At 41.4% G+C, this 22,718-nt stretch carries 19 protein-coding genes; 9 read left to right on the forward strand and 10 right to left on the reverse strand.

All coding sequences use genetic code 11. The features are described 5' to 3' along the window. Positions 1 to 12 precede the first annotated feature (12 nt). The 5 genes from hisB to hisIE are packed head-to-tail and all read left to right on the forward strand — an operon-like array spanning position 13 to position 3,779. Positions 13 to 1,080 (forward strand): bifunctional histidinol-phosphatase/imidazoleglycerol-phosphate dehydratase HisB, encoded by a 1,068-nt coding sequence (hisB, locus tag ACE2AL_RS14495; RefSeq protein WP_206085411.1) that lies wholly within the window; start codon positions 13 to 15, stop codon positions 1,078 to 1,080. Further along, positions 1,080 to 1,673: an imidazole glycerol phosphate synthase subunit HisH gene (gene hisH / locus ACE2AL_RS14500; RefSeq protein ID WP_206085410.1), complete on the forward strand. Its 594-nt coding sequence runs from the start codon at positions 1,080 to 1,082 to the stop codon at positions 1,671 to 1,673. The genes hisB and hisH overlap by 1 nt, the downstream gene beginning before the upstream one ends. Before the next feature lie 5 nt (positions 1,674 to 1,678). Then, positions 1,679 to 2,416, forward strand: coding sequence for a 1-(5-phosphoribosyl)-5-[(5-phosphoribosylamino)methylideneamino]imidazole-4-carboxamide isomerase (hisA, locus tag ACE2AL_RS14505; RefSeq protein WP_206085409.1), 738 nt, complete (start codon positions 1,679 to 1,681; stop codon positions 2,414 to 2,416). Continuing rightward, positions 2,398 to 3,174 carry an imidazole glycerol phosphate synthase subunit HisF gene (gene hisF / locus ACE2AL_RS14510; protein WP_206085408.1) on the forward strand — a complete coding sequence of 259 codons (777 nt, stop codon included), beginning with the start codon at positions 2,398 to 2,400 and terminating at the stop codon, positions 3,172 to 3,174. Before hisA ends, hisF begins: the two co-directional genes overlap by 19 nt. Then, entirely contained in the window at positions 3,168 to 3,779 is a 612-nt protein-coding gene (hisIE, locus tag ACE2AL_RS14515; protein WP_206085407.1) for a bifunctional phosphoribosyl-AMP cyclohydrolase/phosphoribosyl-ATP diphosphatase HisIE, read from the forward strand. The genes hisF and hisIE overlap by 7 nt, the downstream gene beginning before the upstream one ends. A gap of 34 nt (positions 3,780 to 3,813) precedes the next feature. On the opposite strand, the gene ACE2AL_RS14520 is transcribed toward hisIE, so the two are convergent. Both ACE2AL_RS14520 and ACE2AL_RS14525 read right to left on the reverse strand, forming a co-directional pair. Continuing rightward, a complete protein-coding gene (locus tag ACE2AL_RS14520; RefSeq protein ID WP_272538792.1) occupies positions 3,814 to 4,800 on the reverse strand; it encodes an ABC transporter substrate-binding protein in 987 nt (328 codons plus the stop codon). A 55-nt stretch (positions 4,801 to 4,855) separates the two neighbouring features. Further along, positions 4,856 to 7,033, reverse strand: a complete 2,178-nt coding sequence (locus ACE2AL_RS14525) for a TonB-dependent receptor (RefSeq protein ID WP_375083634.1) — start codon at positions 7,031 to 7,033, stop codon at positions 4,856 to 4,858. A 333-nt stretch (positions 7,034 to 7,366) separates the two neighbouring features. On the opposite strand from ACE2AL_RS14525, the gene ACE2AL_RS14530 reads away from it, so the two are divergent. Further along, positions 7,367 to 7,864, forward strand: coding sequence for a YbaK/prolyl-tRNA synthetase associated domain-containing protein (locus ACE2AL_RS14530; protein ID WP_206085404.1), 498 nt, complete (start codon positions 7,367 to 7,369; stop codon positions 7,862 to 7,864). 46 nt (positions 7,865 to 7,910) lie between these two features. On the opposite strand, the gene ACE2AL_RS14535 is transcribed toward ACE2AL_RS14530, so the two are convergent. Next, positions 7,911 to 8,552 carry a CatB-related O-acetyltransferase gene (locus tag ACE2AL_RS14535; RefSeq protein WP_272538793.1) on the reverse strand — a complete coding sequence of 214 codons (642 nt, stop codon included), beginning with the start codon at positions 8,550 to 8,552 and terminating at the stop codon, positions 7,911 to 7,913. Positions 8,553 to 8,892: 340 nt separating this feature from the next. Here ACE2AL_RS14535 and ACE2AL_RS14540 point away from each other — a divergent pair, with 340 nt between their 5' ends. Further along, on the forward strand, positions 8,893 to 11,763 hold the full coding sequence (locus tag ACE2AL_RS14540; RefSeq protein WP_375083635.1) for a M66 family metalloprotease: 2,871 nt from the start codon (positions 8,893 to 8,895) through the stop codon (positions 11,761 to 11,763). A gap of 56 nt (positions 11,764 to 11,819) precedes the next feature. On the opposite strand, the gene ACE2AL_RS14545 is transcribed toward ACE2AL_RS14540, so the two are convergent. Next, positions 11,820 to 13,013: a multidrug effflux MFS transporter gene (locus ACE2AL_RS14545; RefSeq protein WP_272538796.1), complete on the reverse strand. Its 1,194-nt coding sequence runs from the start codon at positions 13,011 to 13,013 to the stop codon at positions 11,820 to 11,822. A gap of 367 nt (positions 13,014 to 13,380) precedes the next feature. Further along, on the reverse strand, positions 13,381 to 14,787 hold the full coding sequence (gene gndA / locus ACE2AL_RS14550; protein WP_206085400.1) for an NADP-dependent phosphogluconate dehydrogenase: 1,407 nt from the start codon (positions 14,785 to 14,787) through the stop codon (positions 13,381 to 13,383). A gap of 366 nt (positions 14,788 to 15,153) precedes the next feature. Here gndA and ACE2AL_RS14555 point away from each other — a divergent pair, with 366 nt between their 5' ends. Further along, complete coding sequence (locus ACE2AL_RS14555) at positions 15,154 to 16,737, forward strand: TerC family protein (protein ID WP_206085399.1); 1,584 nt, start codon at positions 15,154 to 15,156, stop codon at positions 16,735 to 16,737. A gap of 183 nt (positions 16,738 to 16,920) precedes the next feature. Beyond that, the gene (locus tag ACE2AL_RS14560) at positions 16,921 to 17,472 is read left to right on the forward strand and encodes a hypothetical protein (RefSeq protein WP_375083636.1); all 552 of its coding nucleotides are present in this window, start codon (positions 16,921 to 16,923) and stop codon (positions 17,470 to 17,472) included. Positions 17,473 to 17,519: 47 nt separating this feature from the next. Here the strand turns inward: ACE2AL_RS14560 and asmA are convergent, their stop codons facing one another. The 5 genes from asmA to ACE2AL_RS14585 form a co-directional block, all read right to left on the reverse strand. Continuing rightward, on the reverse strand, positions 17,520 to 19,358 hold the full coding sequence (gene asmA, locus ACE2AL_RS14565; protein WP_349415422.1) for an outer membrane assembly protein AsmA: 1,839 nt from the start codon (positions 19,356 to 19,358) through the stop codon (positions 17,520 to 17,522). A gap of 131 nt (positions 19,359 to 19,489) precedes the next feature. Continuing rightward, complete coding sequence (dcd, locus tag ACE2AL_RS14570) at positions 19,490 to 20,071, reverse strand: dCTP deaminase (RefSeq protein ID WP_206085396.1); 582 nt, start codon at positions 20,069 to 20,071, stop codon at positions 19,490 to 19,492. A 38-nt stretch (positions 20,072 to 20,109) separates the two neighbouring features. Next, complete coding sequence (gene udk, locus ACE2AL_RS14575; RefSeq protein ID WP_206085395.1) at positions 20,110 to 20,754, reverse strand: uridine kinase; 645 nt, start codon at positions 20,752 to 20,754, stop codon at positions 20,110 to 20,112. A gap of 181 nt (positions 20,755 to 20,935) precedes the next feature. After that, positions 20,936 to 21,892, reverse strand: coding sequence for a zinc metalloprotease HtpX (gene htpX / locus ACE2AL_RS14580; protein ID WP_272538799.1), 957 nt, complete (start codon positions 21,890 to 21,892; stop codon positions 20,936 to 20,938). A gap of 85 nt (positions 21,893 to 21,977) precedes the next feature. After that, positions 21,978 to 22,538, reverse strand: a complete 561-nt coding sequence (locus ACE2AL_RS14585; protein WP_206085393.1) for a LemA family protein — start codon at positions 22,536 to 22,538, stop codon at positions 21,978 to 21,980. Positions 22,539 to 22,718 lie beyond the last annotated feature (180 nt).

Here is a 22,718-nt window from a genome sequence, read left to right on the forward strand (position 1 = left end):
TAGGAATGACTCATGAGCCAGAAAATTTTATTTATCGACCGTGATGGAACATTAATTACCGAGCCACCGACTGATTTCCAAGTGGATAGCTTAAGTAAACTTGCCTTTGAAAAGGCCGTCATTCCAAGTTTACTTGCTCTGCAAAAAGCCAATTACCGTTTAGTGATGATAACCAACCAAGATGGCTTAGGTACCGATAGCTTCCCAACCGCAGACTTTGAGCCACCACACAACTTGATGATGCAAGTTTTTGAATCGCAAGGTGTAAAATTTGATGAAGTCCTGATTTGCCCGCACAAACCCGAAGATAACTGCGCTTGTCGCAAACCTAAACTTCAATTAGTTGAGCGTTATTTAGACAGCAATGTGCTCGACAGCGACAATAGCTATGTCATCGGCGACCGTGAAACTGATCTTCAACTAGCTAAAAACATGGGGATCAAAGGGTTACGCTATAGTGCGACCGACCTCGATTGGGAAACCATCACTGCCCAATTAACCAAACGCGACCGCCATGCACGTGTTGAGCGCGTCACCAAAGAAACTAATATTCTGGTGGAGGTTTGGTTAGACCAAGAAGGTGGCAGCAAAATTAACACTGGTGTTGGCTTCTTTGACCACATGCTAGACCAAATCGCAACCCACGGTGGTTTCCGCTTAAATGTTGAAGTCAAAGGGGATTTATTTATCGATGACCACCACACCGTCGAAGACACGGGCCTTGCTTTAGGCGAGGCATTGAAAGTGGCGCTGGGTGACAAACGCGGCATCGCACGCTTTGGCTTTGTACTACCGATGGATGAGTGCCAAGCACGCTGTGCGCTAGATATTTCAGGGCGCCCTCACCTTGAATATAAAGCCGAATTTAAATACCAGCGCGTGGGGGATTTAAGCACCGAAATGATTGAGCACTTCTTTAGTTCGTTATCTTACGCTATGGGTTGTACGTTGCACTTGAAAACTAAAGGGAAAAACGATCACCACAAAGCTGAAAGCTTATTTAAAGTGTTTGGTCGTACATTGCGCCAAGCTATCCGTGTTGAAGGGGATACTTTACCAAGCTCAAAAGGGGTTCTTTGATGAACGTTGTCATCCTAGATACTGGCTGTGCAAATTTAGCGTCGGTAACCTATGCGGTGCAACGCCTAGGTTACCACCCTGTGGTTAGCCGTGATACCAACACTATCTTACAAGCCGATAAGGTGTTTTTACCCGGTGTAGGTACTGCAAGCGCAGCGATGGAAAAACTCGTAGAGCGTGAATTAGTGCCCTTAATCAGAGCATTAACTCAACCTGTTTTAGGGATTTGTTTGGGCATGCAATTACTCGGCAGCATCAGCGAAGAAGGTCAAACGGAAATTCCGTTACTTGGTCTGATTGATAGTCCTGTGCGCAAAATGGATGCCAATGGCTTACCCGTTCCCCACAGCGGCTGGAACCAAGTGAAAGCCCTCGCGGGGAACCCGTTATTCAAAGGGATTGCTGATGATGCTTATTTCTATTTTGTGCACAGCTATTCGATGCCAATTTCAGAAAATACCATCGCGCAAACCCAATATGGCAACCCATTTAGCAGTGCAGTAAATCGCGACAACTTTTTCGGTGTGCAATTTCACCCTGAACGTTCAGGTGCCGCTGGCGCTCGCTTGATTCAAAACTTTTTGGAGATGTAAGAACCATGATCATTCCTGCATTAGATTTAATTGATGGCACCGTGGTGCGGTTACATCAGGGGGATTACGCCAAGCAAACGGATTACGGCACTGACCCACTCCCGCGTTTACAACAATATGAAAAAGAAGGCGCGAAACTCCTACATCTTGTGGATTTAACGGGGGCAAAAGACCCACAAAAACGCCAAATTCCGCTACTGAAAAAACTGTTAGCGGGTGTGAGTGTCCCAGTACAAGTAGGCGGTGGTATTCGTACCGAAGACGATGTCAAAGCGTTATTAGATGCGGGTGCAACTCGCGTGGTGATTGGTTCAACGGCTGTCACCAAGCCTGAACTGGTGAAAACCTGGTTTGAAACCTACGGCGGTGAAGCAATTGTGTTGGCGTTAGATGTGCGGATCAATGCCGAAGGTGTGAAAGAAATCGCCATTAGCGGCTGGCAAGAAAACTCTAATTTAACCTTAGAGCAAGCTATTGAAATTTATCGCCCTTATGGCTTAAAACACGTTCTTTGTACCGATATTTCAAAAGATGGCACGCTGGCTGGCTCAAACGTCAATCTGTACCAAGAAATCAGCCAGAAATTCCCTGATATTGCCTTTCAAGCCTCTGGTGGCATTGGCAATTTAGCGGATATCGCGGCTATTCCAGCGTCTGGTGCTGCTGGGGTTATTGTGGGCAGAGCATTACTCGAAGGTAAATTTACCGTTGCGGAGGCAATCGAATGTTGGCAAAACGCATAATTCCGTGTTTGGATGTTCGCGACGGACAAGTCGTTAAAGGTGTGCAATTTCGTAACCACGAAATTATCGGCGACATCGTGCCATTAGCGCAGCGCTATGCACAAGAAGGTGCCGATGAGCTGGTTTTTTATGATATTACTGCATCATCTGATGGCCGCGTTGTCGATAAAAGCTGGGTTGCTAAAGTTGCAGAAGTGATTGATATTCCGTTCTGTGTGGCAGGCGGTATTAAGAGTGTGGAAGATGCAGCGCAGATTTTATCTTTTGGCGCAGACAAAATTTCGATTAACTCCCCCGCACTGTCTGACCCAACGTTAATCACCCGTTTAGCCGACCGCTTTGGTGTTCAGTGTATCGTGGTGGGCATTGATACTTGGTTTGATGACAGTACCAATGAATATCAAGTTTACCAATTTACAGGGGATGAAAAACGTACCACACAAACCCGCTGGAAAACCTTGGATTGGGTCAAAGAAGCCCAGCAACGCGGCGCGGGCGAAATCGTCTTAAATATGATGAACCAAGATGGTGTACGCCAAGGGTATGATTTGGTACAACTGAAAAAAGTGCGTGAGGTTTGCCAAGTGCCGTTAATTGCTTCAGGGGGCGCAGGTGAAAAAGCTCACTTCCTTGATGCCTTTGCTGATGCTGGTGTTGATGGTGCCTTAGCCGCTTCCGTCTTTCACAAACAAATTATTAATATCGGTGAATTAAAACAATACCTAGCCGAAAATGGAGTTCAAATTAGAGTATGTTAACCACAGAACAATGTAGCCAACTAGCATGGCAAAAAGTCGATAATCTGATGCCAGTTATCGTACAACACGCGGTTTCAGGGGATGTGCTGATGCTGGGGTACATGAACCCTGAAGCACTGCAAGTCACCTTAGAGAGCCGCAAAGTGACCTTTTATTCAAGAACCAAACAGCGTTTGTGGACAAAAGGGGAAACCTCCAATAATTTTTTGAATTTATTAGATATTTACCCTGATTGCGATAGCGACACCTTATTAGCCCTCGCCCTGCCAGATGGCCCAACATGTCATAACGGCACACAAAGCTGTTTTGCACCCGCACAAAGTGACTGGGGCTTTTTGTTTGAGCTGGAAACGCTATTAAAAGAGCGTAAAACGGCATCGCCAGAGAGCTCTTATACCGCCCGCCTGTATGCCAGCGGCACAAAACGTATCGCACAAAAAGTGGGTGAGGAAGGCGTTGAAACCGCACTGGCCGCAACCGTTAATGACCGTGCTGAATTGACAAACGAAGCTGCGGATTTGATGTACCATTTAATGGTGTTACTGCAAGACCAAGACCTCGATTTAAGCACGATTATCAAACGCTTAAAAGAGCGTCATCAGTAGTTGATAAACTGCCTGTTTAGCAGGCAGAGTTATTTTATGGGTGCAAAATATTATCGATTTGCACCTCACTCAGTGAAATGCCAAAGAATTTCAGGTAAAAATCCGCCGTTTCTTGCTGCATATTGATATCCGCAAAACGCTCTGGGTACAGTGTTTGAGCTAACCATAAAAACTGCAACGCTTCTTCAGACGTTTCACGACACCACCAAAACATGCCTTTTGGATTCACATACACTTGCTGGTTTTTAACCGCGTCCATCTCTTGCCATTGGGAAGATGATTTGATGATCTTGGCATCTTCCTTATTCATCGCCACAATCACATCTGGATTCGCTGCGATGATGGTTTCCAGTAATACCTCACCTGAGTTATTTTTTTTATCTGCAAACCATGTTTCTGCCACATTTTTTGCCCCAGCTAAATCCATCCAATCTTGATTTAACGATGGTCGCCCCGAGGTAAACAATGTACTCCCCATACTGTGGTAAACCGTGCGTTTTTCCGCTTCCGTTAAGTCCGCCAGCCGTGCATTAACCAATGCCACATTACGGTCGAAATAACGTTGGTATTCAATCGCTTTACTTTGTGCATCTGGGCCCAGCTCTTTTGCGGTTGCCTGTACCCTTTCTTGTAACGATTTTAAAGAATTAGCGGGGTATTCAACCACTTTTACCCCTGCATTTTCTAATAAATCACGCTGTGGAACCTCCATTCCTTTGGCGACAAACAGTAATTCCGTACGTAATGAAATGATCTGTTCTGGGCTCAGTTGGTTGCTAATACTGATCACTGGGACATCATCAATATTTGGCAGCATTTGGCGAAACAACGGAATTTTTTTCGCAATCACCGAAGTGCCGACAATTTGCTCGCCATAACCGAGCATCATAATAATGGTATTTTGTGCAGGCCAAGGTGTTGCGATGCGTAATTGCGGGTTATCTGTCTTCGCCTGTATTGCACTGCCCATTAGCAGCCCAAATAGTAAAATGACCGATTGCAAAAAAATAGTTTTTCTCATATTTATCACGCCGCTTTACCTTGATATAAAACGGCGAGCTCCTAAACTTTTATCATTAGAAATCAAACGTAACCGTTGCACGAACTTCACGGCCTGCACCTAAGAAGGCACTCCCACCACGGCCTTCACCATTGATCCCTGATGGGAAAATGGATGCCCAGTAACGCTCGTCAGTGACGTTATTCACCGATAAACGAACCGTTGTTGGGGTTTGATTGATTTTTGTGCTGTAGCGAGTGCCAAGATCCAACGTCGTGTAACTTCCCGCCCAACTGGTATTGGTGTCATTAGCGGCACGTTTACCGGTGTAATGCACATTGGCGCTATACACCAATTCAGGCATAGATGGCAGAGCATATTCCACTAACATATTCGCTTGAACTTTAGGCACCCCCACAACACGTTTATCACGCGCTTCGATTTTTTTCGTGTCTTTCAATTTCGGGTCTAAGAAAGTAATACCACTATAAACATTCAACCCTTGCCAAACATGGCCTGTAGCCGTGAGTTCAAGCCCCCTGTTGACTTGTTCCCCTTGTTTGCGAAATACATCATTATTATCGACATAAGCAAATGGGCGCTCTAACTGAAACAGTGCCGCGCCGAGGTTTAAATCAGCCACATCCGCTTTAATCCCAATTTCATATTGCTTACTGCGATAGGCATCAAGCGTTTGCCCTTCATTTTTAATGTTTTGATTCAATGGCGCGGTATCCCCCTCTTCCAGAGAATCCGCATAGCTCACGTAAGTCATCACTTGTGGGCTAATTTTATACATCACCGCCGCCTGTGGACTTAGCCCGTTATCATTAGTTTGGCTAGTTTTATGATGTTGTTTGTCAAAGCTTTGGCTTTCAATCCAACTTTGGCTCAAATAAAACATCACTGCCCACTGCGAGTCAAAGGTCATGGTGTCACCTACCGTGATACTTTGTTGGCGGTTTTCGCTAGCTTTATAACGAGAGCCCCCCGTATGAATTCGTCCATCAGATGGCTCTTCCATCGGTGAAGGGTTGAACATATTGGTTGAGCCTAAATCTCGTTTAATGCTGCCATCTTTTGCACTGTAAATTGACCAAACATAGCCGTTAGTGGCGAATGATAAATCATGGCCAATTGAGCCCGTGTCCACATGGCCATTAAGTACCGCTGAGTTACTCAGGACGCGAAAACGCCCTGATGCGGGGGAGTCTGACAATGAGCGTTTTATCCCACCTTGGTTATCAACAATTTGACTTGAAACTGTGCGCATCGCCCTGTCCGCTTGTTGGAAGCCAACACCCGCTGTCAATTTCCAGTCTTCATTGAAATCATGAATTAAACGTGTACTAAAGGTATCGGTGGTTAAATCATTCCCCGCGGTATGCAGAGCTAAGTTTTTATCTTGTGGGTTTGGTGCTTTGGGTAATTTAATGTCAGGACCATAACTAAAGCTGCCAACATAGCCTTTTTGCACAAAATTGTAGTGACTGGCGTTCAGTTGCAATTGTGTGCCTGGTTGAATATTCCAATCAAAAGCAACCGATGCTAGCTTGCGGCGTAAGGTGCTATCTTTTAAGTTACCCGTCCCTTCTTCATCCATTAAATTCAAACGGTAACCAAAGCGTTTATCGGTATCGAAATACCCTCCAAGGTCAACGTGCCCGCTGTAAGCATTACGGCTTTGGTAACCTAATGATAAACGTTGAATATCTTCAGGGCGTTTGGCGGTGAAGTTAAACTGCCCTGCTGGGCTCGCTGGGCCATACAGTGCTCCTGTTAAACTGTTAATGACATCTAAGCGGTCGAGCATTTCCACAGGGAATGCTGTTGTCGACACCATATAGAGTCCATCCAAACGGCTATTGGCAACAACACTACCTTGCATACCACGGCTTTGAGGACGGCCGACATCCATCCCACCGCGTGCTTGCATCTGTGCGCTTGGGGCGTATTTCAGCAGCTCGCTGACACTTTTCGCTTGCTGGTTATCTATCATTTCACGACTGATTGTGGTGGTGGAATAAGGGGTATCAATCCATTCCACATCGCCTAATGGCCCAAGGTCAATTTGAGAAGTAAAGAAACCTGCGCCAGCTTGGGCTTCAGCGGTGACATCTGTCGGTGCTGCCGTGACGAGCATTTTATCTTGTTTCGGTTTGCTGATTTGTTCGGAAACTTGAGCAGCAACGATGGATGGCGCGATCCCTGCGATCAATGACGTGATGACATATAAGTGGGTTTTACGTTTCATGTTATCTATTTTCGTTATATAAAAAATTATATTACCGAGAATAAAACAGAGCGTAAATGATCAAGCTCAATTCTTAACAATAAACATTCGCATTACTAACATGTAATCGTGATTTATAATTAATTGAATTTATTAGATAATAAAAACACTTCAGGACATACCATAATAAAATCCGTGAACGGATGGATAAAACAGGTAAAAACCGCATCTGATATGCAATTTATACTATTTCCCAAATTTACCCCGTTATTGGCTCTTACGTTTTGCGGTTGTATCTCCCAATGAACTTGTTATCATTCCCTGATATTGATCGGGTTTTAAAGGGAAAAAACGGTGTCAGAGAACGTAATTTTTAGGCAATTAACTCAGCTATTAGATGACAATCATGCCAAATACCGTGTAATGGAACACTCCACCGCGGGGAAATCCGAGGAAGTGGCAAAAATTCGTGGAACGCAATTAGGGCAAGGTGCTAAGGGTTTAGTCTGTCATGTAAAAGGAAATGGGGTGAAGCAACATGTTCTAGCCATTTTACCTGCGGACAAGCAAGCCGATTTAAGCAAAATAGCCATCGCCATTGGTGGAACTCGTGCATCACTGGCAAGCCCAAAAGAAGTGGATGAGCTGACTCAGTGTGTATTTGGTGCGATCCCCCCGTTTAGCTTTCACCCCAATTTACGGCTTATTGCCGATCCGTTATTGTTTGCACGTTTTGATGAACTGGCATTCAATGCAGGGACGTTAGAGCGATCAATTATTTTAAATACTCAAGATTACCAACGCATTGCACAGCCTACATTGGTTGAATTTATTCGCACGGAAGAAAGCTAACTGTCTAATAGTAAAAAGGGGATTCCGCAGAACCCCCTTATAACAATTACGAATAACGTTGTTGGTCGTATTCGATACTGGCTTGTTTTAGCGCCTGAAAATCAGAACCACAAATAACACGCTTTAATGCGGTGAATTTTGCTTCTGGCCAATCATAGATTTTCAGCGCCAATAGCTCGGCAATCACTTCAGGTGAAAACCGGTATTTAACAGGCTTCGCAGGATTTCCCCCCACAATACAATAAGGTTCAACATCCTTAACCACCACACTGTTAGTTGCAATGACGGCACCCTCACCGATTTTGACGCCAGGCATAATAAACGCCCGCATGCCAATCCACACACCGTCACCAATGATGGTATCCCCTTTCCCGATATAAGCTTCCTCAATATATTCAAGAAAAGGATACAAGCAAAACCAGTCCATTCGATGAGTATGATTTCCCCCCATCAAAATCACCGCTTCACTGCCAATGCAGACATAATCGCCGATATACAGTTGGTCCACATCCCATGCCAGTTGCCAATCTCGACTTTGCGCATCCCCTTGTAAATAACGCACAACGGAGTCTTCAAAGCCATTATCGTAGCAATCACTGTAATAACTGTGTTTTCCTTTGATATGAATATTGGGATTTTGCACAACTTCGTGAAGTAATTGGTATTTTGACCAATGTTTCTTATTCATGGTAATAAACCTATTTTATTTGTTTATGATTACCATAGAACGCTTTCTATGGTGATGTATTCGCGCTCAAAATACATCACCTTTAGCCACTCTAGGCTGATTTAATAATGGGTTTCTCATATCAATCACTATAGTACTGTCTTAGCCAATAACTTTAATAATATCACTTTAATCAAAAATAGAATAATTTAATTTTCATTTAATTGAAAATTAATAATTTATTTATAAACATAATCACATTGATTTTTAAGAAAAACTTCTAATTTCAAATCTTATAATTTAAAAGAAAATGAATTAAATTAAAATAATGAAACTAGTAAAGAAAACAAAAAGGAAAATTATGTTAATGGATTATTCCCCCTTATCGTTGATTAAAAACCTCACTAACTTACCTAACATAATAGAAAATTATTCCATTGAATATTTTAATGATTTTAAAACTCAACATCACCAACTTAATGAGATCAGGTATTCCTCTATCATAATGAATGAGACATTATCTAATGAGTCCTCATCACCTCAGGCCATCTATGAAGATATTCCTGATATGAATATTTATAATAAAAATAAATATTTTGATGCCACAACTAACCAAGAGTTAAGTGATACAACAGGAGACTTAAAAGGCACTGTTTATTTAGCTCAAAGCTCACTGTTCCCCGCAATTAACCGAATTGAAGGTGATACCCAACCAAGGCTAGTTTCGGGACGAAAAACATTACTCATGTTCAAACCCCAAATGTACTTGGACTATGATTCAAAAATGACATTAAGTATTTATGATAAGGACAAAAATCTGTTAGTCACTCAGGAAATGCACCCACCTTCCGAGCTTCCCCAACTCGCCAATGATGCTATTCAAAAGACCAATATACGACCTAAAGACTTTTCTGGCCCATGGAATTTAAATTTAAAGATTAAAAATGAAACAGCTCAATTTGTGAATATGTTTAACCCGCTAGAAAAAAAATTTAATAATAAAAATTATATACAGTTAGAATTTAATAATGAATCAAATATAACTCCCTTGATATTAGCCAGTAATAAAAAATTGGCAAATATGCACATTAAAGTCAAAAACAGAATGAATAGAGACATAAAAATATACTATAGCAAAAATTCTATAACATTAAATAAGGGTAGTAGTATTAAACTAATTTGTGATGAAAATGGCCATTGGGTAACTAAAAGTGATGCTTTAATTTCCAAGTATTATTCCTTAAAACCTAAAAAGTCAGAATTATTTATAAAACAAAAAAACTCTGTGCTTACACCCGCTCTTAGTGTTCCTATGCGGTACGACCTGACCATCAATAAAAATGATGAAATATCTAAAATAGCAAAAGAAAATGGATACTTAAGCAAGTTAATTAAAGAAAATAACTCAATAAAAATTGAAACAAGTGATGGAAACTGGGCAAGATTTTTCACTTTGAGAGCCAACAACCATTTTTATAAAAAAAAAATGACGTTTAACTCGAAAGCAACTCTTGATAGCTATATTCGCTATGGTAATAAACAGTACAAATTAACCAAAGGGGTAAGTATTACCTTTGTCTATGACCCGAACAAAAAATGGCTCCCGATTACGGAACAAGCTTCACCTGAGCCCGTTGCAAACTTAAGTTATACGAAGAACACATGGTCCGCGAGTATTTCACAAGAGCACATAAAACCAGGTATTCAGTTTATTTTTAATACCTCAGATACTAAAGGGGCCTTATCCAATATTCCCATTGGTGCTCCCAATAAAATTTTAATTAATACAATTGATATCGGTATGCTAACACCACCAAGAAATGAGTTTGATTTCCAATCTCACCCAGAGTTACATCGCCAATATTTTCAAACTATCCCTGCAGAAAAGCTGATTGTTGCTCAGTATGAGCCTGTTCACTTAACTGAGGTCGTCATGCCTAATGGCGATGTTTTCACTGAAAAAGCGACAGGAAATGGTGGTGGGCACAGTGGAACTATGCGCCATCAAATAGGAAAAGACCTTATCTCTGACGGTATTAATTTAGCCAACTATGGTATTAATAGCACTGCCGCAGAATTTTCGTTTATTCCATCTTTCCAAGTCACTGTACATAATTCTATAGGGGTATATGAAAATGGTGAGCAAGTGCATGGCTGGTCAGGAGGTGCAGGGAAAGTTACACTGTATAATTCAAGAGGTAACGAACTCAGTCATGAGCTAGGACATAATTTTGGGTTAGGCGACTATTATGGGGGAACTGAGGGGGGAACACATGCCCCAGCAGACAAAAAAAACTCTTCATGGTTATGGGATGCTGATTATAACTTTTTCATTCCCAATCTGACAAAAGAAGGCAAATTCAACACCGATGCGATGTCAGGAGGAAGCCCTTATGATGATAGATATAACGCATACACCATGTACACACCAAATTCACTGGCAGCTATCCAAAAACGGCTTGAAAATAGTTATGTTTTCTCTGCTAAATCCAAAACAGGATATCAAAAATGGGACCCTATTACTCAAAAAATGGAGGATGTTCCCTTAGACCTTTCCGCCTTTTATTTCTTTAATTACCAAGTACATAATGGTGAAACATTCACTATCGAAAAATTTAATAAATTGATAAACAAACATAAATATATTCATATCAATAGCGGAAATGGCTATCATAGCCCTAACCTTTATATTCCAGCTGCCAGTCAAGAAAATAATGGTGCTGTTATAAAAATCAGTTCATTGGCACTTTGGCAAAGCAAAATACATGTCAATGATGATATAGAATTGATAAGCAATAATGAAACAAACACCTATATTTCAGATGGCTATAAGTGGGTAAAATCAGCTTCCCATATAATAACTAAAAAACCATATAAACAAGGTGTTCCCATCGTGAGCTTAACTGGTTTTTATGACCCTGAAGGTAAAATTGAGAAACAAAGCTGCATTCCTATTTATGGGTCATACGGGATGGTTTATCAACCTGATACGCAAATTGGGGCTTATGCTCCCTACATAGAAGTCATTTTACAAAATGGTAAAATACACAAATACCAATTAAGCGACGTTAGAAAATCAAAAGACGTCATGAACAAATTTCATATAAATATTGAAAAAGCGCTTAATCCAATAAAAGCCAATATTTATGTGCATAACAAACTTGTTCATACACAGCATATTGATATTAAACCAAATAAGCTTGCTACCACAGTTAATGGCTATGTCATTTAATCATTAAGTCGATTTAAGACTCTATGAAAATATAATCAATAGAGTCTTAAATCTTATTAATCACTCGTGGGGGGACTCAAATTTAATTTTAAACTGGCCTTTCTTGCCACTAAACCAAAAATACAGCCGACTAGCATCACAATCGCTAACGATAACTTTGGCGCGATCGGTAATGCTATAGCTAAAAGACCCAGTGCTGCACCGCCAGCCATTTGCACAAACCCTACCAACGCAGATGCCGTCCCCGCTTCATTACCAAAAGGCTCAAGAGCATAACTGGTTGCAGTTCCCATCATAAAGGCAAGGCCTGTACACGCACAAGCCACAGGCAACATATAAACAACCCAATGACTTTGAATAGCTTCTGGCAACACAACAAAACCTAATATCAACCCTAAACAACCGATCGCCATCATTGAGCTACCAACCAACAAGCAGGCAGGACGCCCGATTTTATGAATAAAATGGTTAGCAATATAACTGGCAAACATAATCCAAAAACCGTTAATCCCAAACACAATGGAAAACGCTAACGGGCTCAACTGAGCCTCCCCCATCAACACCGTTGGTGCAAGGGAAACATAGGTTAATGCCATCCCCATCGTACCTGCATTGACGAGAGCAAAAATGATAAATTGGCGATGACCTAAAATACGGCAATAGGTTCCCAAAGGAATAATTTTCACTTTAGGCAAATTTGTCGGTCGTGTCTCAGGTAAAAATACCGCAATTAATACCAATATGATGACGGCATATAATGCAAGGAACCAAAACGGTGCACGCCAACCCCATGCTTCTGCCAGCAAACCGCCTAATAACGGCGCGAGTGCAGGCACAATATTCAATGTGCCATTAAGAAAACCAAATGCACGAGCCGCTTCAGTGCCATTCATGCGGTCACGAACACAGCTAAATGCCACCACAGAAGTGCAACAGACTGCAACCCCTTGCAGTAAACGCGAGGCAATAAATACCGTTGGCGTCGTGGCTGAAATGGCAACACCAGCCCCAATAATGTAGAGCACCATACCAACTATCGCGATGGGCTTTCGCCCGTATCGGTCGACCAGTGGCCCAGAAATCAATTGCCCTAAGCCTAGGACTAAAATAAATAGTGCAATGGTCGATTGAATCACGGATTCACTGCTACCTAAATCCTTCGCAATATCAGGGATAGTCGGCAGGTATAAATCAATACCCAATGGGCCAAGCAATACTAATAAAAGTAATAAAATAAGAAAGTTACGCATAAAACTATGCTCAGATACCGTAATAAAAGTTATGTCATTCAACAATTGATGAATAATGTAGCGGAACCTATTCATCTAGCTATCAAAAAAGAAACGTAAAAATAAATAACCTTATCATTTCTTTAGGCAATTTGACGATTTGTGAAAGGCAAAAAAGGCGCTAAAGTTAGCGCCTTAGGTTGTTAACAAAGCAGGATAAAAGCGTGGTTTTTCCTGCTTTGTGTTATCAGCCGAAAATCAATTCTTTGATTTTCCTCGTCTATTTTCAAAATCTATCCAACCTGCAGCCAAACCTAATCGGTTTGTCAGCAGTCTGAGGCGCCAAAGTTAGCGCCTTTTGTATCATCGGTAAAGGATGATATTGGAATTATTCCATCCACTCAGTATGAAAAACACCGTCTTTATCCGTACGTTTATAGGTGTGAGCACCAAAGTAGTCACGCTGCGCTTGGATTAAGTTTGCAGGCAATACCGCTGAGCGGTAGCTATCGTAATAGGAAATCGCCGCAGAGAAGGTTGGTGTTGGGATACCATTTTGCACACCGTAGCACACAACGTCACGCAGAGCTTGTTGGTATTCGTCCGCGATTTGTTTGAAATATGGCGCTAACAGTAAGTTGGCAATTTTCGCATCTTGGTTGTAGGCATCCGTGATTTTTTGCAGGAATTGTGCACGAATGATACAGCCTGCACGGAAGATTTTTGCAATCTCACCGTAGTTCAGGTCCCAATTGTACTCGTCTGATGCCGCTTTTAGCTGTTGGAAACCTTGCGCATAAGAGACGATTTTACCTAAGTACAGCGCGCGACGTACTTTCTCAACAAACGCGCTCTTATCCCCTTCAACCGGTTTTAAGACTGGGCCAGTTAAGACTTTAGACGCTGCAACACGTTGGTCTTTTAAGAAAGAAATATAACGAGCGAAAACAGACTCCGTGATTAATGTCAGCGGAATGCCTAAATCCAGCGCACTTTGGCTCGTCCATTTACCAGTGCCTTTGTTTGCCGCTTCATCTAAAATCACGTCAACAAGGTACTTACCTTCTTCATCTTTTTTCTTGAAGATATCTGCTGTAATTTCAATCAGGTAGCTGCTCAATTCACCTTTGTTCCACTCTGCAAAGGTGCCTGCCAGCTCTTCATTGCTCAGGTTTAATGAACCTTTTAACAATGAATAAGCTTCAGCGATTAATTGCATATCACCGTATTCGATACCGTTATGTACCATTTTAACGTAGTGACCTGCCCCGTCTGGCCCCATGTAAGCCACGCAAGGCTCGCCTTCCGCTTTCGCTGCGATTTCTTTTAAGATTGGCGCAACCAATTCGTAAGCTTCTTTTTGACCACCAGGCATAATTGAAGGGCCTTTTAATGCACCTTCTTCACCACCAGAAACACCCGTTCCGATGAAGTTAAAACCTTGTGCAGATAATTCACGGTTACGACGGATTGTGTCCGTAAATAACGTGTTACCACCGTCGATAAGGATATCACCCTTATCCAGATGAGGAGTCAGCGAGGCAATTGTTTTGTCCGTTGCTTCACCCGCTTTAACCATCAATAAGATGCGGCGTGGTTTTTCCAGAGAGTCAACAAACTCTTCAATTGTATAGTTGGGAACGAGGTTTTTCCCTGGATTTTCGGCAATTACTTCGTCTGTTTTATCTTTAGAACGGTTAAAGATAGACACTGAGTAACCGCGGCTTTCAATATTGAGCGCAAGGTTACGCCCCATGACAGCCATTCCGACAACACCAATCTGCTGCTTTGACATGAACAACTCCTGTCTGATTAGGACCAAGTCAGCCTCAATGTGCTGACATTCTGTTAACGGGATCACATATTAACCTAGGATCGTGCAGCATGGTAGTTATTGATGCAATCGATGACGTACACAACGCCATTTTTGTCAAGAATTGTCCAACTATACCCCAAATAATCCGAGTTGCAGGTAGGCGACAAGCGAAGATAGACGGGGCGCATAGATAAACGATGTGACCCAGCGAGCGTAGCGTAGTCAACACCGCTGCAACTTGAAGGATTTCGAGGATAAAGTGAATTTTTATTGATATTTCTTTCAACAAACCGCATTATTCTCCAGTCGGTATAAGCCGTCATATCAGAAGGTAAAACAAACTGTATGGAATGGATCGCAGATCCTTCGATTTGGGCGGGCCTCGCTACCCTAATCGTTCTAGAAATCGTTCTTGGTATTGATAACCTCGTCTTCATCGCCATTCTGGCAGATAAGCTCCCGCCAAAGCTGCGCGATAGAGCCCGTGTAACTGGGCTTTTATTAGCCTTAGTTATGCGTGTTGTGCTTCTATTCAGCCTGTCATGGCTCATTACCCTCACGAAACCGATAATCACGCTGTTCGAGCACCCATTTAGTGCTCGGGACTTAATTATGTTAATCGGGGGGCTATTCCTGTTGTTTAAAGCAACAATGGAACTAAACGAGCGATTAGAAGGTAAAGACGAACACGCAAATACCCAAAGAAAAACATCGAATTTCTGGGCCGTTGTTGCACAAATTATTGTTCTTGATGCTGTGTTCTCTCTTGACTCTGTGATCACTGCAGTGGGTATGGTTGACCATATCGGCGTAATGATTGCGGCGGTCACGATTGCTATGCTGCTGATGATCTGGGCAAGTAAACCACTGACCAGCTTTGTGAACAACCACCCTACCATTGTCATACTGTGTTTAAGCTTCTTGTTGATGATTGGTTTCAGTCTTGTGGCTGAAGGTTTTGGCTACGCCATTCCAAAAGGCTATCTGTACGCCGCTATCGGCTTCTCCATTATGATTGAAGTGCTAAACCAGTTCGCGCAATTTAACCGCCGTAAGTTCCTAACGGGGACGCGCCCACTGCGTGAACGTACAGCAGAGGCCGTGTTACGTATTTTAAGTGGTAATTCAGAACGCGGTGAATTAGACCCTCATACCTCAGATCTTATCGCAGATAATAAATCAGTCTTCGACCCACAAGAGCGTTTAATGATTGCTCGAGTGTTAGGGATGGCGCAGCGTAACGTTGAAAGTATCATGACCTCACGCCACGATGTGGACTATCTTGATATCAATAAGTCTTCTAGCGACTTGTTGCAATTAATGGAGAAAAACCCACACTCGCGCCTTGTAGTGATTGATGAGACGATTAGTGATGAGCCTGTCGGTGTTGTACATGTGATGGATTTAGTGAAACAACAACTAAATGGTAAGCCATTGGATTTACGTGCGTTAATCACTCAACCGCTGATTTTCCCAGAAGGTCTATCACTGCTCAAAGCCCTCGAACAGTTCCGTAAAGCGCATACCCACTTTGCTTTTGTTGTCGATGAGTTTGGTTCAATTGAAGGTATCGTGACATTGACCGACGTGATGGAAACCATCGCAGGTAACCTGCCTGTTGGCGATGAAGAGAATGATTCACGTCATGATATTCAGAAGCTTGATGATGGTACATGGATTGCCAATGGCTTTATGCCACTGGAAGACCTGATCATGTTTGTACCAATGGAGTTAGACGACAAACGTGAATACGAAACCATTGCAGGTCTTTTAATGGAGCATTTACAACGTGTTCCAGAAGTGGGGGAACAAGTCACCATTAATGGCTGCATTTTCCAACCATTGGAAGTGAATAGTCACCGCGTCAATAAAGTCTTAATCACTCCCCCCGCCCGTGAAGGGGATGGTTATGAATATGAAGATGACTAATTAGTTTTATTTCTTTACTAAAATACCGGCCTATAGAGCCGGTGTTTTTTTGTCTAAAAACCGAAGATATTATCCCTTTACCTGTTAACAATAAAAACAGTAGCGTTTTATTAAAGAAATCAGCATTGAAACCCTGAATAATTCAACCAATAAAATACAATTAACTTTAATAACGGTAATATCATGCTAAAACCAATTCATAATTCGAACATATCACAGACAACGATTCAACATGTTAGTGGAAATACAAATAAGTCATTGAAAGGTATAAGTGGAAACACTAATAACGTTAGTAACAATAATCAAAAATGCCCTGTGATGACTTCCGAAAAAACGGTTCATAAAAAAGATATTAGTCAATTAACGAAAAAAATCACTAAATCTATTGAAAACATAATGCAAGACATAAAAAAAGCTAGCAGCGGGGCTATTGGTGCAAATAATCTTTTCAGTAACAGTCCAGCAACGATGAAATTAACACTAAAGACATTAGAAAAAGATATTAACAAGTACCAGGACCTATTAAAATCCTCTTCCTATAATCACCACAAATCAAAACCAGAAAAGCTCGAAAAATTAAAAAATCAATTATCCGAAGCGAACAAAAAGGTTGATTTAACTGAAAATAAAGCAATTCATAAAGAAAAAATGAATAACATAAAATATCACGATAACCTTGAAAGACAGAACAACTTCATTAATGGTGTAAAACCCCTATCTAAGTTCAACGAATAAATAGCCACCTAGAATGAAGCAACCTATTTTTAGGTTGCTTCATTTATTTATAAAGCATTCAATAATTCATTCAGCCCTTTGTTTTCTTCTTTTTTCAAGAAGTTACCAATGGCTTGTTTCGCTTGCGTACGTAGCTCATTACGCAACAGTTTTTCCACATCCAACTGATATTGCAAGCTATGCCAATTACCATAAATACGCAGCGGAATAGTCATTCCTTGCAATTGCTGAACAAGACGAGAATCCCCCGCCCATCCCCCAAAAATATTCACGCCCAAATTCACATCAATCGTTTCATTTGGAATATTTACACGGCCTTGCCCATTAATATTCACTAAAGAAGACTGCGCATTCATTGATGTAATGCTCATATTGCCTTTGTTTAAATAGCCTTTAACTGTGAACAATTCAACTTCTGTATAATTCCCTGTATTCACAGGTGCATTAATTTTATTCGTCACACGGGAAACTGATTGCTGAATTAGTTGTGGAATATTCAACCCATGTAATTTCGCATTTCTCAGTTCAAAGCTAACAGGCCCTTGCCATTGGTTCTTCACTGCATAATCATCATAGCCGACACCTGATAACGCACCATTAAGGGAGATAATACCACTCAGTTTTTGTGGCATATTGAAGGCTTTTAATAACGGTGCTGAATCGATGTTTTTAAAGTCAGGTTTTGCTGAAACAGTAACGGGGGTTGCGCTATAATTTAGAGTAACAGGTAATGAAAATTCACCACCAAATGCTTTCCCTTGTAATTTAGAAACCGTTAAACGCGGGGTTTGATTTTGGGCACTAATCACCACATCAGTTACAGTCATTCCACGGTAAATTAAATTCCCTACCGATAAGTCAACGTTAGCCGTGAATGATTTTAAACCTGATAAATCATATCGCTGTGTATTTGCCCCTGAAATAACAGGCTTGACCCCAACACGGTTATTATTGGTTTCCAGCTCAGAAGCCGAAGCGGTCACTACCGTCCCCAATAAACTATCTAAATCTAATTTTTCAGACGTTAATTCAACAGCCAGCTGTGGGATATCACCTAATTTTACACTAACATTCCCTGTTAGCAGGCTTTCATTGGCTTTAATCGATAGATTAGTTAAATTCGCGTTAGGTTGTTGCCCCTTGGTATACAAAAAATCGGTAGTAATTTGCCCAGAAATGCCATTTTCAGGTAAATCTACACCACTAAGTGAATAATCAAACTGTGTTAATTGACCACTGATTTTTTGATTTATCGCTGATAAATCAATATCTGCTCGAGTATCGAACACAAATTCTTGTTGGTTTTTATTTAGGTTACCGCTGAATTTTACCGCCACCTGCTTATTATTATTTTTTTTCAGTGACAGATTAATATTGCGGAGGTTAAATTCATCTTTTGGTGTTTGCCAAATCACTAAACTGTTAGAAATATCAACTTTTTCAATATCTAACAACCAGTTATTCTTATCAATAGTGGGAGTCTGAGAAGTTGAGCCACCAGGTGCAATCGGGTCGCTACTATGTGCTTGAGGCTCACTTTCTGGTGTTTTACGGATCACTGCACCATCAATCACAATTTGTTCAACAGATAAACGGTGGGAAATCAAAGGCCACAGTTCAACATCTAAACGCATATTTTCAGCGCTCAAGGCAGGCTTGGATGCATTTGGTGCAGTTAAAGAGACGGGACCGGTGATAATGCTCAACGTTGGCCAAACATGCCAGCGCATATCCCCATTAAATTCAAGCTGATAACCACTTTTTTTCTCTACTTGCTCGACAATATAATGACGAAAATCATTCGGATTTACCAACATCACTAATGTTGTCAGACCCGCAACAATGACGACAAGTAAAATAATCAGTGTCGTTAAAAAACGTTTCATGCTTCCCTCTCTTAAACTTTACCTGCGACCATCACCAACGTGAACTCACACCATCACTTTCCCTGAAAATGGGCGAAAATTACACCATTAAAATCCATTAATGACACAATTTCCGCGAAGTTTAGCGAATATCAGTCTTCACTGATACGGCTACCAACAGCCCCTTGTTGGTTTTTATATTTTGCATCTTGGCGGCTATTATAAGGGCGATCTGCACTGCCTGATAATGGCTCAAAGCTTAGCGCCCCAATGACCATGCCAGGGCGTAATGCTAATGGTAGCTTACCTGAATTATAAAATTCTAGTACGATTTGCCCCTTCCAGCCAGGGTCAATACGATGCGCGGTAACATGCACCATCAAGCCTAATCGAGCCAGTGATGAGCGACCATCAAGCCAACCCACAAGGTTATCTGGGAGCGTAACAGACTCAAGCGTCACTGCAAGTGCTAATTCCCCTGGATGTAAGAAAAATGGCTCGTCTTCGCTCAGCACGATCTCATCACTCATCACACGATCCAGTGCAGCATTCACTTCATCTTTTGGGCCACTTAAATCGATAAATGCCGCGGTATGTCCACGAAAAACACGAAACTGATTTCCTAAACGGACATCTGCGGTCGCACCATTGATCCGTTCAACAGGTGGGCGCGGACTAATGACTAATTTGCCATCATCCATCCATTGAATAATATCGCGGTCACAAAGACGCATGGCTGTTTCCCCCTTCATAATGTTAGTTTTTACCTTGATTACTCTTGGCAAAATTCCCCGATCTTCGCTTTTAAGATATCAATTGCCACACGGTTCTTCCCGCCACGAGGCACAATAATATCGGCATACTGCTTCGATGGCTCAATAAACTGTAAAAACATTGGGCGAACCGTTTTATTGTATTGGTCAATCACGGAATCTAATGTTCTGCCTCGTTCATTTACATCACGTTTAATACGACGCATCAAGCAAATATCGAGTGGTGTATCAACAAAAATCGAAAAATCCATCTCACCACGTAAGCGTTTATCGGTTAACAATAAAATGCCTTCAATGATAATGACTTTTTTAGGTTTGAATGTAATGGTTTTTTCTTTGCGAGTGTGAGCGACATAGTCGTATTGCGGAATTTCTACTGCTTGACCACTTTTTAGTGATCTGAGGTGTTCATACAGCAAACTGTGATCCATTGAATTAGGATGGTCATAGTTCACTTTAAGTCGTTCTTCCATCGGTACATCTGCTTGATCTTTATAATAACAGTCCTCTGGAATAACACCGATATTATGATCACCGACCTTTTCTCGTAATTCACGATATAGAGTGCTTGCAATTAAGCTTTTGCCAGATGCAGAGGCTCCCGATATACCTACAATGGTACAGTGATGCGCTATGTCAGTCATAAAATGATAACCTGGTTAAATATTTTAGAAATGAAAATACATAACATCAAAATGTTACGTTGGCGGAATTATAGGAGGTAATGGCGTGTTGTTCCAGCGTCCTTCGGCAAAGTTCGCTAAAAAAAACGCCAATATTTAATGAAAAAGGGGGGATTTCCAATTAGCCCTTTAATTTATGTGGCTAAAACTGCTTTTTCCCTTCTAAAACGGCAATGCGGTTTTCAATAGACGGGTGAGTGGAAAAAACAGAATCCCCCTTATTAAAAATATAAGCCGCTTTTCGATAAGCTTGCCCTGTGCTGCTCTGATCATATTCATGGGTTGCATGCTTGCCTGATATTTTTTTCAGCGCGCTGATCATGGCTTGGTTATCAGAGGTAAGATCAACCGCCGCCGCATCCGCCATATACTCACGGGTGCGGGACAAATAAAAATACAGAATTTGTGTGATCCACGGCAACACAAAATTCAACACCAATAAAATCATTTGGGCTTTATTGGCAGCATTATTACGGCTTCGCCCTGCGGTACGAATAAAAATCTGACTAAATACGTTGGTTATCGTTAAAATCACGTTCGCTAAAATCCCCACATACAAAGTCAGCTTCGAGTCACCATGTATAATATGGCCGACTTCATGTGCCAGAACGGCTTGTACTTCTTGGCGGTTCAGCGTTTGAAGCAGACCGCGCGTCACCCCAACCAATGCATTACGGCCATTCCAACCTGCGGCAAATGCATTTGGCTCATCACTTTCTAAAATATATAAACGAGGAATATAGCCTAAACTTGCACTTAAACTCAGCTCTTCAATAATATTAAACAGCTGTTTTTCTTCTGAACTGGTGGCATTTTCTGGGTTGATTTCTTTCGCATTCATCCCTGCCAACATCATTTTATGACCACGAAAATGAATATAAACCAACCCAAGGAATGTCAAACCTAAAACGATAAATGTCGCAATTGGCATTTCTTTTAACGTCACAAATTCCATTGCATTATCAAACAAATCTAATTGCTCATTTGGATGCGTGGCAATATCCGCTAATAACCCAATGATAAGCATAATAAAAATATAGCTCATCACCACAAAACGAGTCCGAATATTATTTTTACGTATGACGTTACGAAAATCCATAAAATACCCTGCTTTCTATCACAGATAATTATCGGAACGTCCTAAGCTGTCCCGATAATTTGTCCAAATGACGATAAACCGATAATTAGTCAAAATTAATGCGACGTGATTCTTCAGACTTAATCGTCTCTTCGTCAAGACGCCAGTATTCTTTTGATATTTTTAAGCTCGGAATAATACCAACAATAAGCGCAGCTGGCATGGATGCAATATACGCATTATAGGTTTCTAATGAACGGTTATAACCGCGTTTTGCAAAAGACAGCTTATTTTCTGAAGAAACGATTTCCTCTTGCAAGTTAGCCATGATTGCATCAGATTTCAGCTCTGGGTAGGCTTCAACTGCGACATTAATCGCCCCACTACTCACCATTTTGGATAGCGCATCTTCCGCTTCGCGTGCTTTATCGCCCGTTGAATTTTGTGCCTGAGTGCGTAGCTCTGTAATTTTACTGAACACTTCCGTTTCATGGCTTAAGTATTTTTTCACCGTCGCAAGTAAGCTATCAAACACTTTTCCGCGTCTGTCTAATTGAACTGAAATTTCAGTTTCGCTGGAAACTACGGCTTCGCGTAATGCCACGATACGGTTATAAAAATAAATAACGATCAGCACCACGACGACAATAAAAATTAAAAATTTCATAATCACCTTTTAGGCCTTGCCCATAGGAAAAGAATTCATCAACAATATCACTTTATTCTACGCTATCCTTTCCCAATATAGAAACAATCCACAGATAAATCAGAAAAAGGGAAAGTGGGTTGGATAGGAAAGCAATACAAATAAAAAAAGGCTATTTAATGTTAAACACTAAATAGCCCC

Origin of the sequence: Providencia xihuensis (assembly GCF_041953405.1) — a bacterium.
Taxonomy (GTDB): domain Bacteria; phylum Pseudomonadota; class Gammaproteobacteria; order Enterobacterales; family Enterobacteriaceae; genus Providencia; species Providencia vermicola.

Excerpts from the sequence above, each read along its gene's own strand:
- ACE2AL_RS14545 (WP_272538796.1), bottom strand. The coding sequence starts at position 13,013 with ATGCGTAACTTTCTTATTTTATTACTTTTATTAGTATTGCTTGGCCCA.
- ACE2AL_RS14540 (WP_375083635.1), top strand. The coding sequence starts at position 8,893 with ATGTTAATGGATTATTCCCCCTTATCGTTGATTAAAAACCTCACTAAC.
- asmA (WP_349415422.1), bottom strand. The coding sequence starts at position 19,358 with ATGAAACGTTTTTTAACGACACTGATTATTTTACTTGTCGTCATTGTT.
- ACE2AL_RS14585 (WP_206085393.1), bottom strand. The coding sequence starts at position 22,538 with ATGAAATTTTTAATTTTTATTGTCGTCGTGGTGCTGATCGTTATTTAT.
- hisA (WP_206085409.1), top strand. The coding sequence starts at position 1,679 with ATGATCATTCCTGCATTAGATTTAATTGATGGCACCGTGGTGCGGTTA.
- ACE2AL_RS14535 (WP_272538793.1), bottom strand. The coding sequence starts at position 8,552 with ATGAATAAGAAACATTGGTCAAAATACCAATTACTTCACGAAGTTGTG.
- ACE2AL_RS14520 (WP_272538792.1), bottom strand. The coding sequence starts at position 4,800 with ATGAGAAAAACTATTTTTTTGCAATCGGTCATTTTACTATTTGGGCTG.
- htpX (WP_272538799.1), bottom strand. The coding sequence starts at position 21,892 with ATGGATTTTCGTAACGTCATACGTAAAAATAATATTCGGACTCGTTTT.
- ACE2AL_RS14525 (WP_375083634.1), bottom strand. The coding sequence starts at position 7,033 with ATGAAACGTAAAACCCACTTATATGTCATCACGTCATTGATCGCAGGG.
- hisB (WP_206085411.1), top strand. The coding sequence starts at position 13 with ATGAGCCAGAAAATTTTATTTATCGACCGTGATGGAACATTAATTACC.
- udk (WP_206085395.1), bottom strand. The coding sequence starts at position 20,754 with ATGACTGACATAGCGCATCACTGTACCATTGTAGGTATATCGGGAGCC.
- dcd (WP_206085396.1), bottom strand. The coding sequence starts at position 20,071 with ATGCGTCTTTGTGACCGCGATATTATTCAATGGATGGATGATGGCAAA.
- hisH (WP_206085410.1), top strand. The coding sequence starts at position 1,080 with ATGAACGTTGTCATCCTAGATACTGGCTGTGCAAATTTAGCGTCGGTA.
- hisF (WP_206085408.1), top strand. The coding sequence starts at position 2,398 with ATGTTGGCAAAACGCATAATTCCGTGTTTGGATGTTCGCGACGGACAA.
- hisIE (WP_206085407.1), top strand. The coding sequence starts at position 3,168 with ATGTTAACCACAGAACAATGTAGCCAACTAGCATGGCAAAAAGTCGAT.
- ACE2AL_RS14560 (WP_375083636.1), top strand. The coding sequence starts at position 16,921 with ATGCTAAAACCAATTCATAATTCGAACATATCACAGACAACGATTCAA.
- ACE2AL_RS14555 (WP_206085399.1), top strand. The coding sequence starts at position 15,154 with ATGGAATGGATCGCAGATCCTTCGATTTGGGCGGGCCTCGCTACCCTA.
- gndA (WP_206085400.1), bottom strand. The coding sequence starts at position 14,787 with ATGTCAAAGCAGCAGATTGGTGTTGTCGGAATGGCTGTCATGGGGCGT.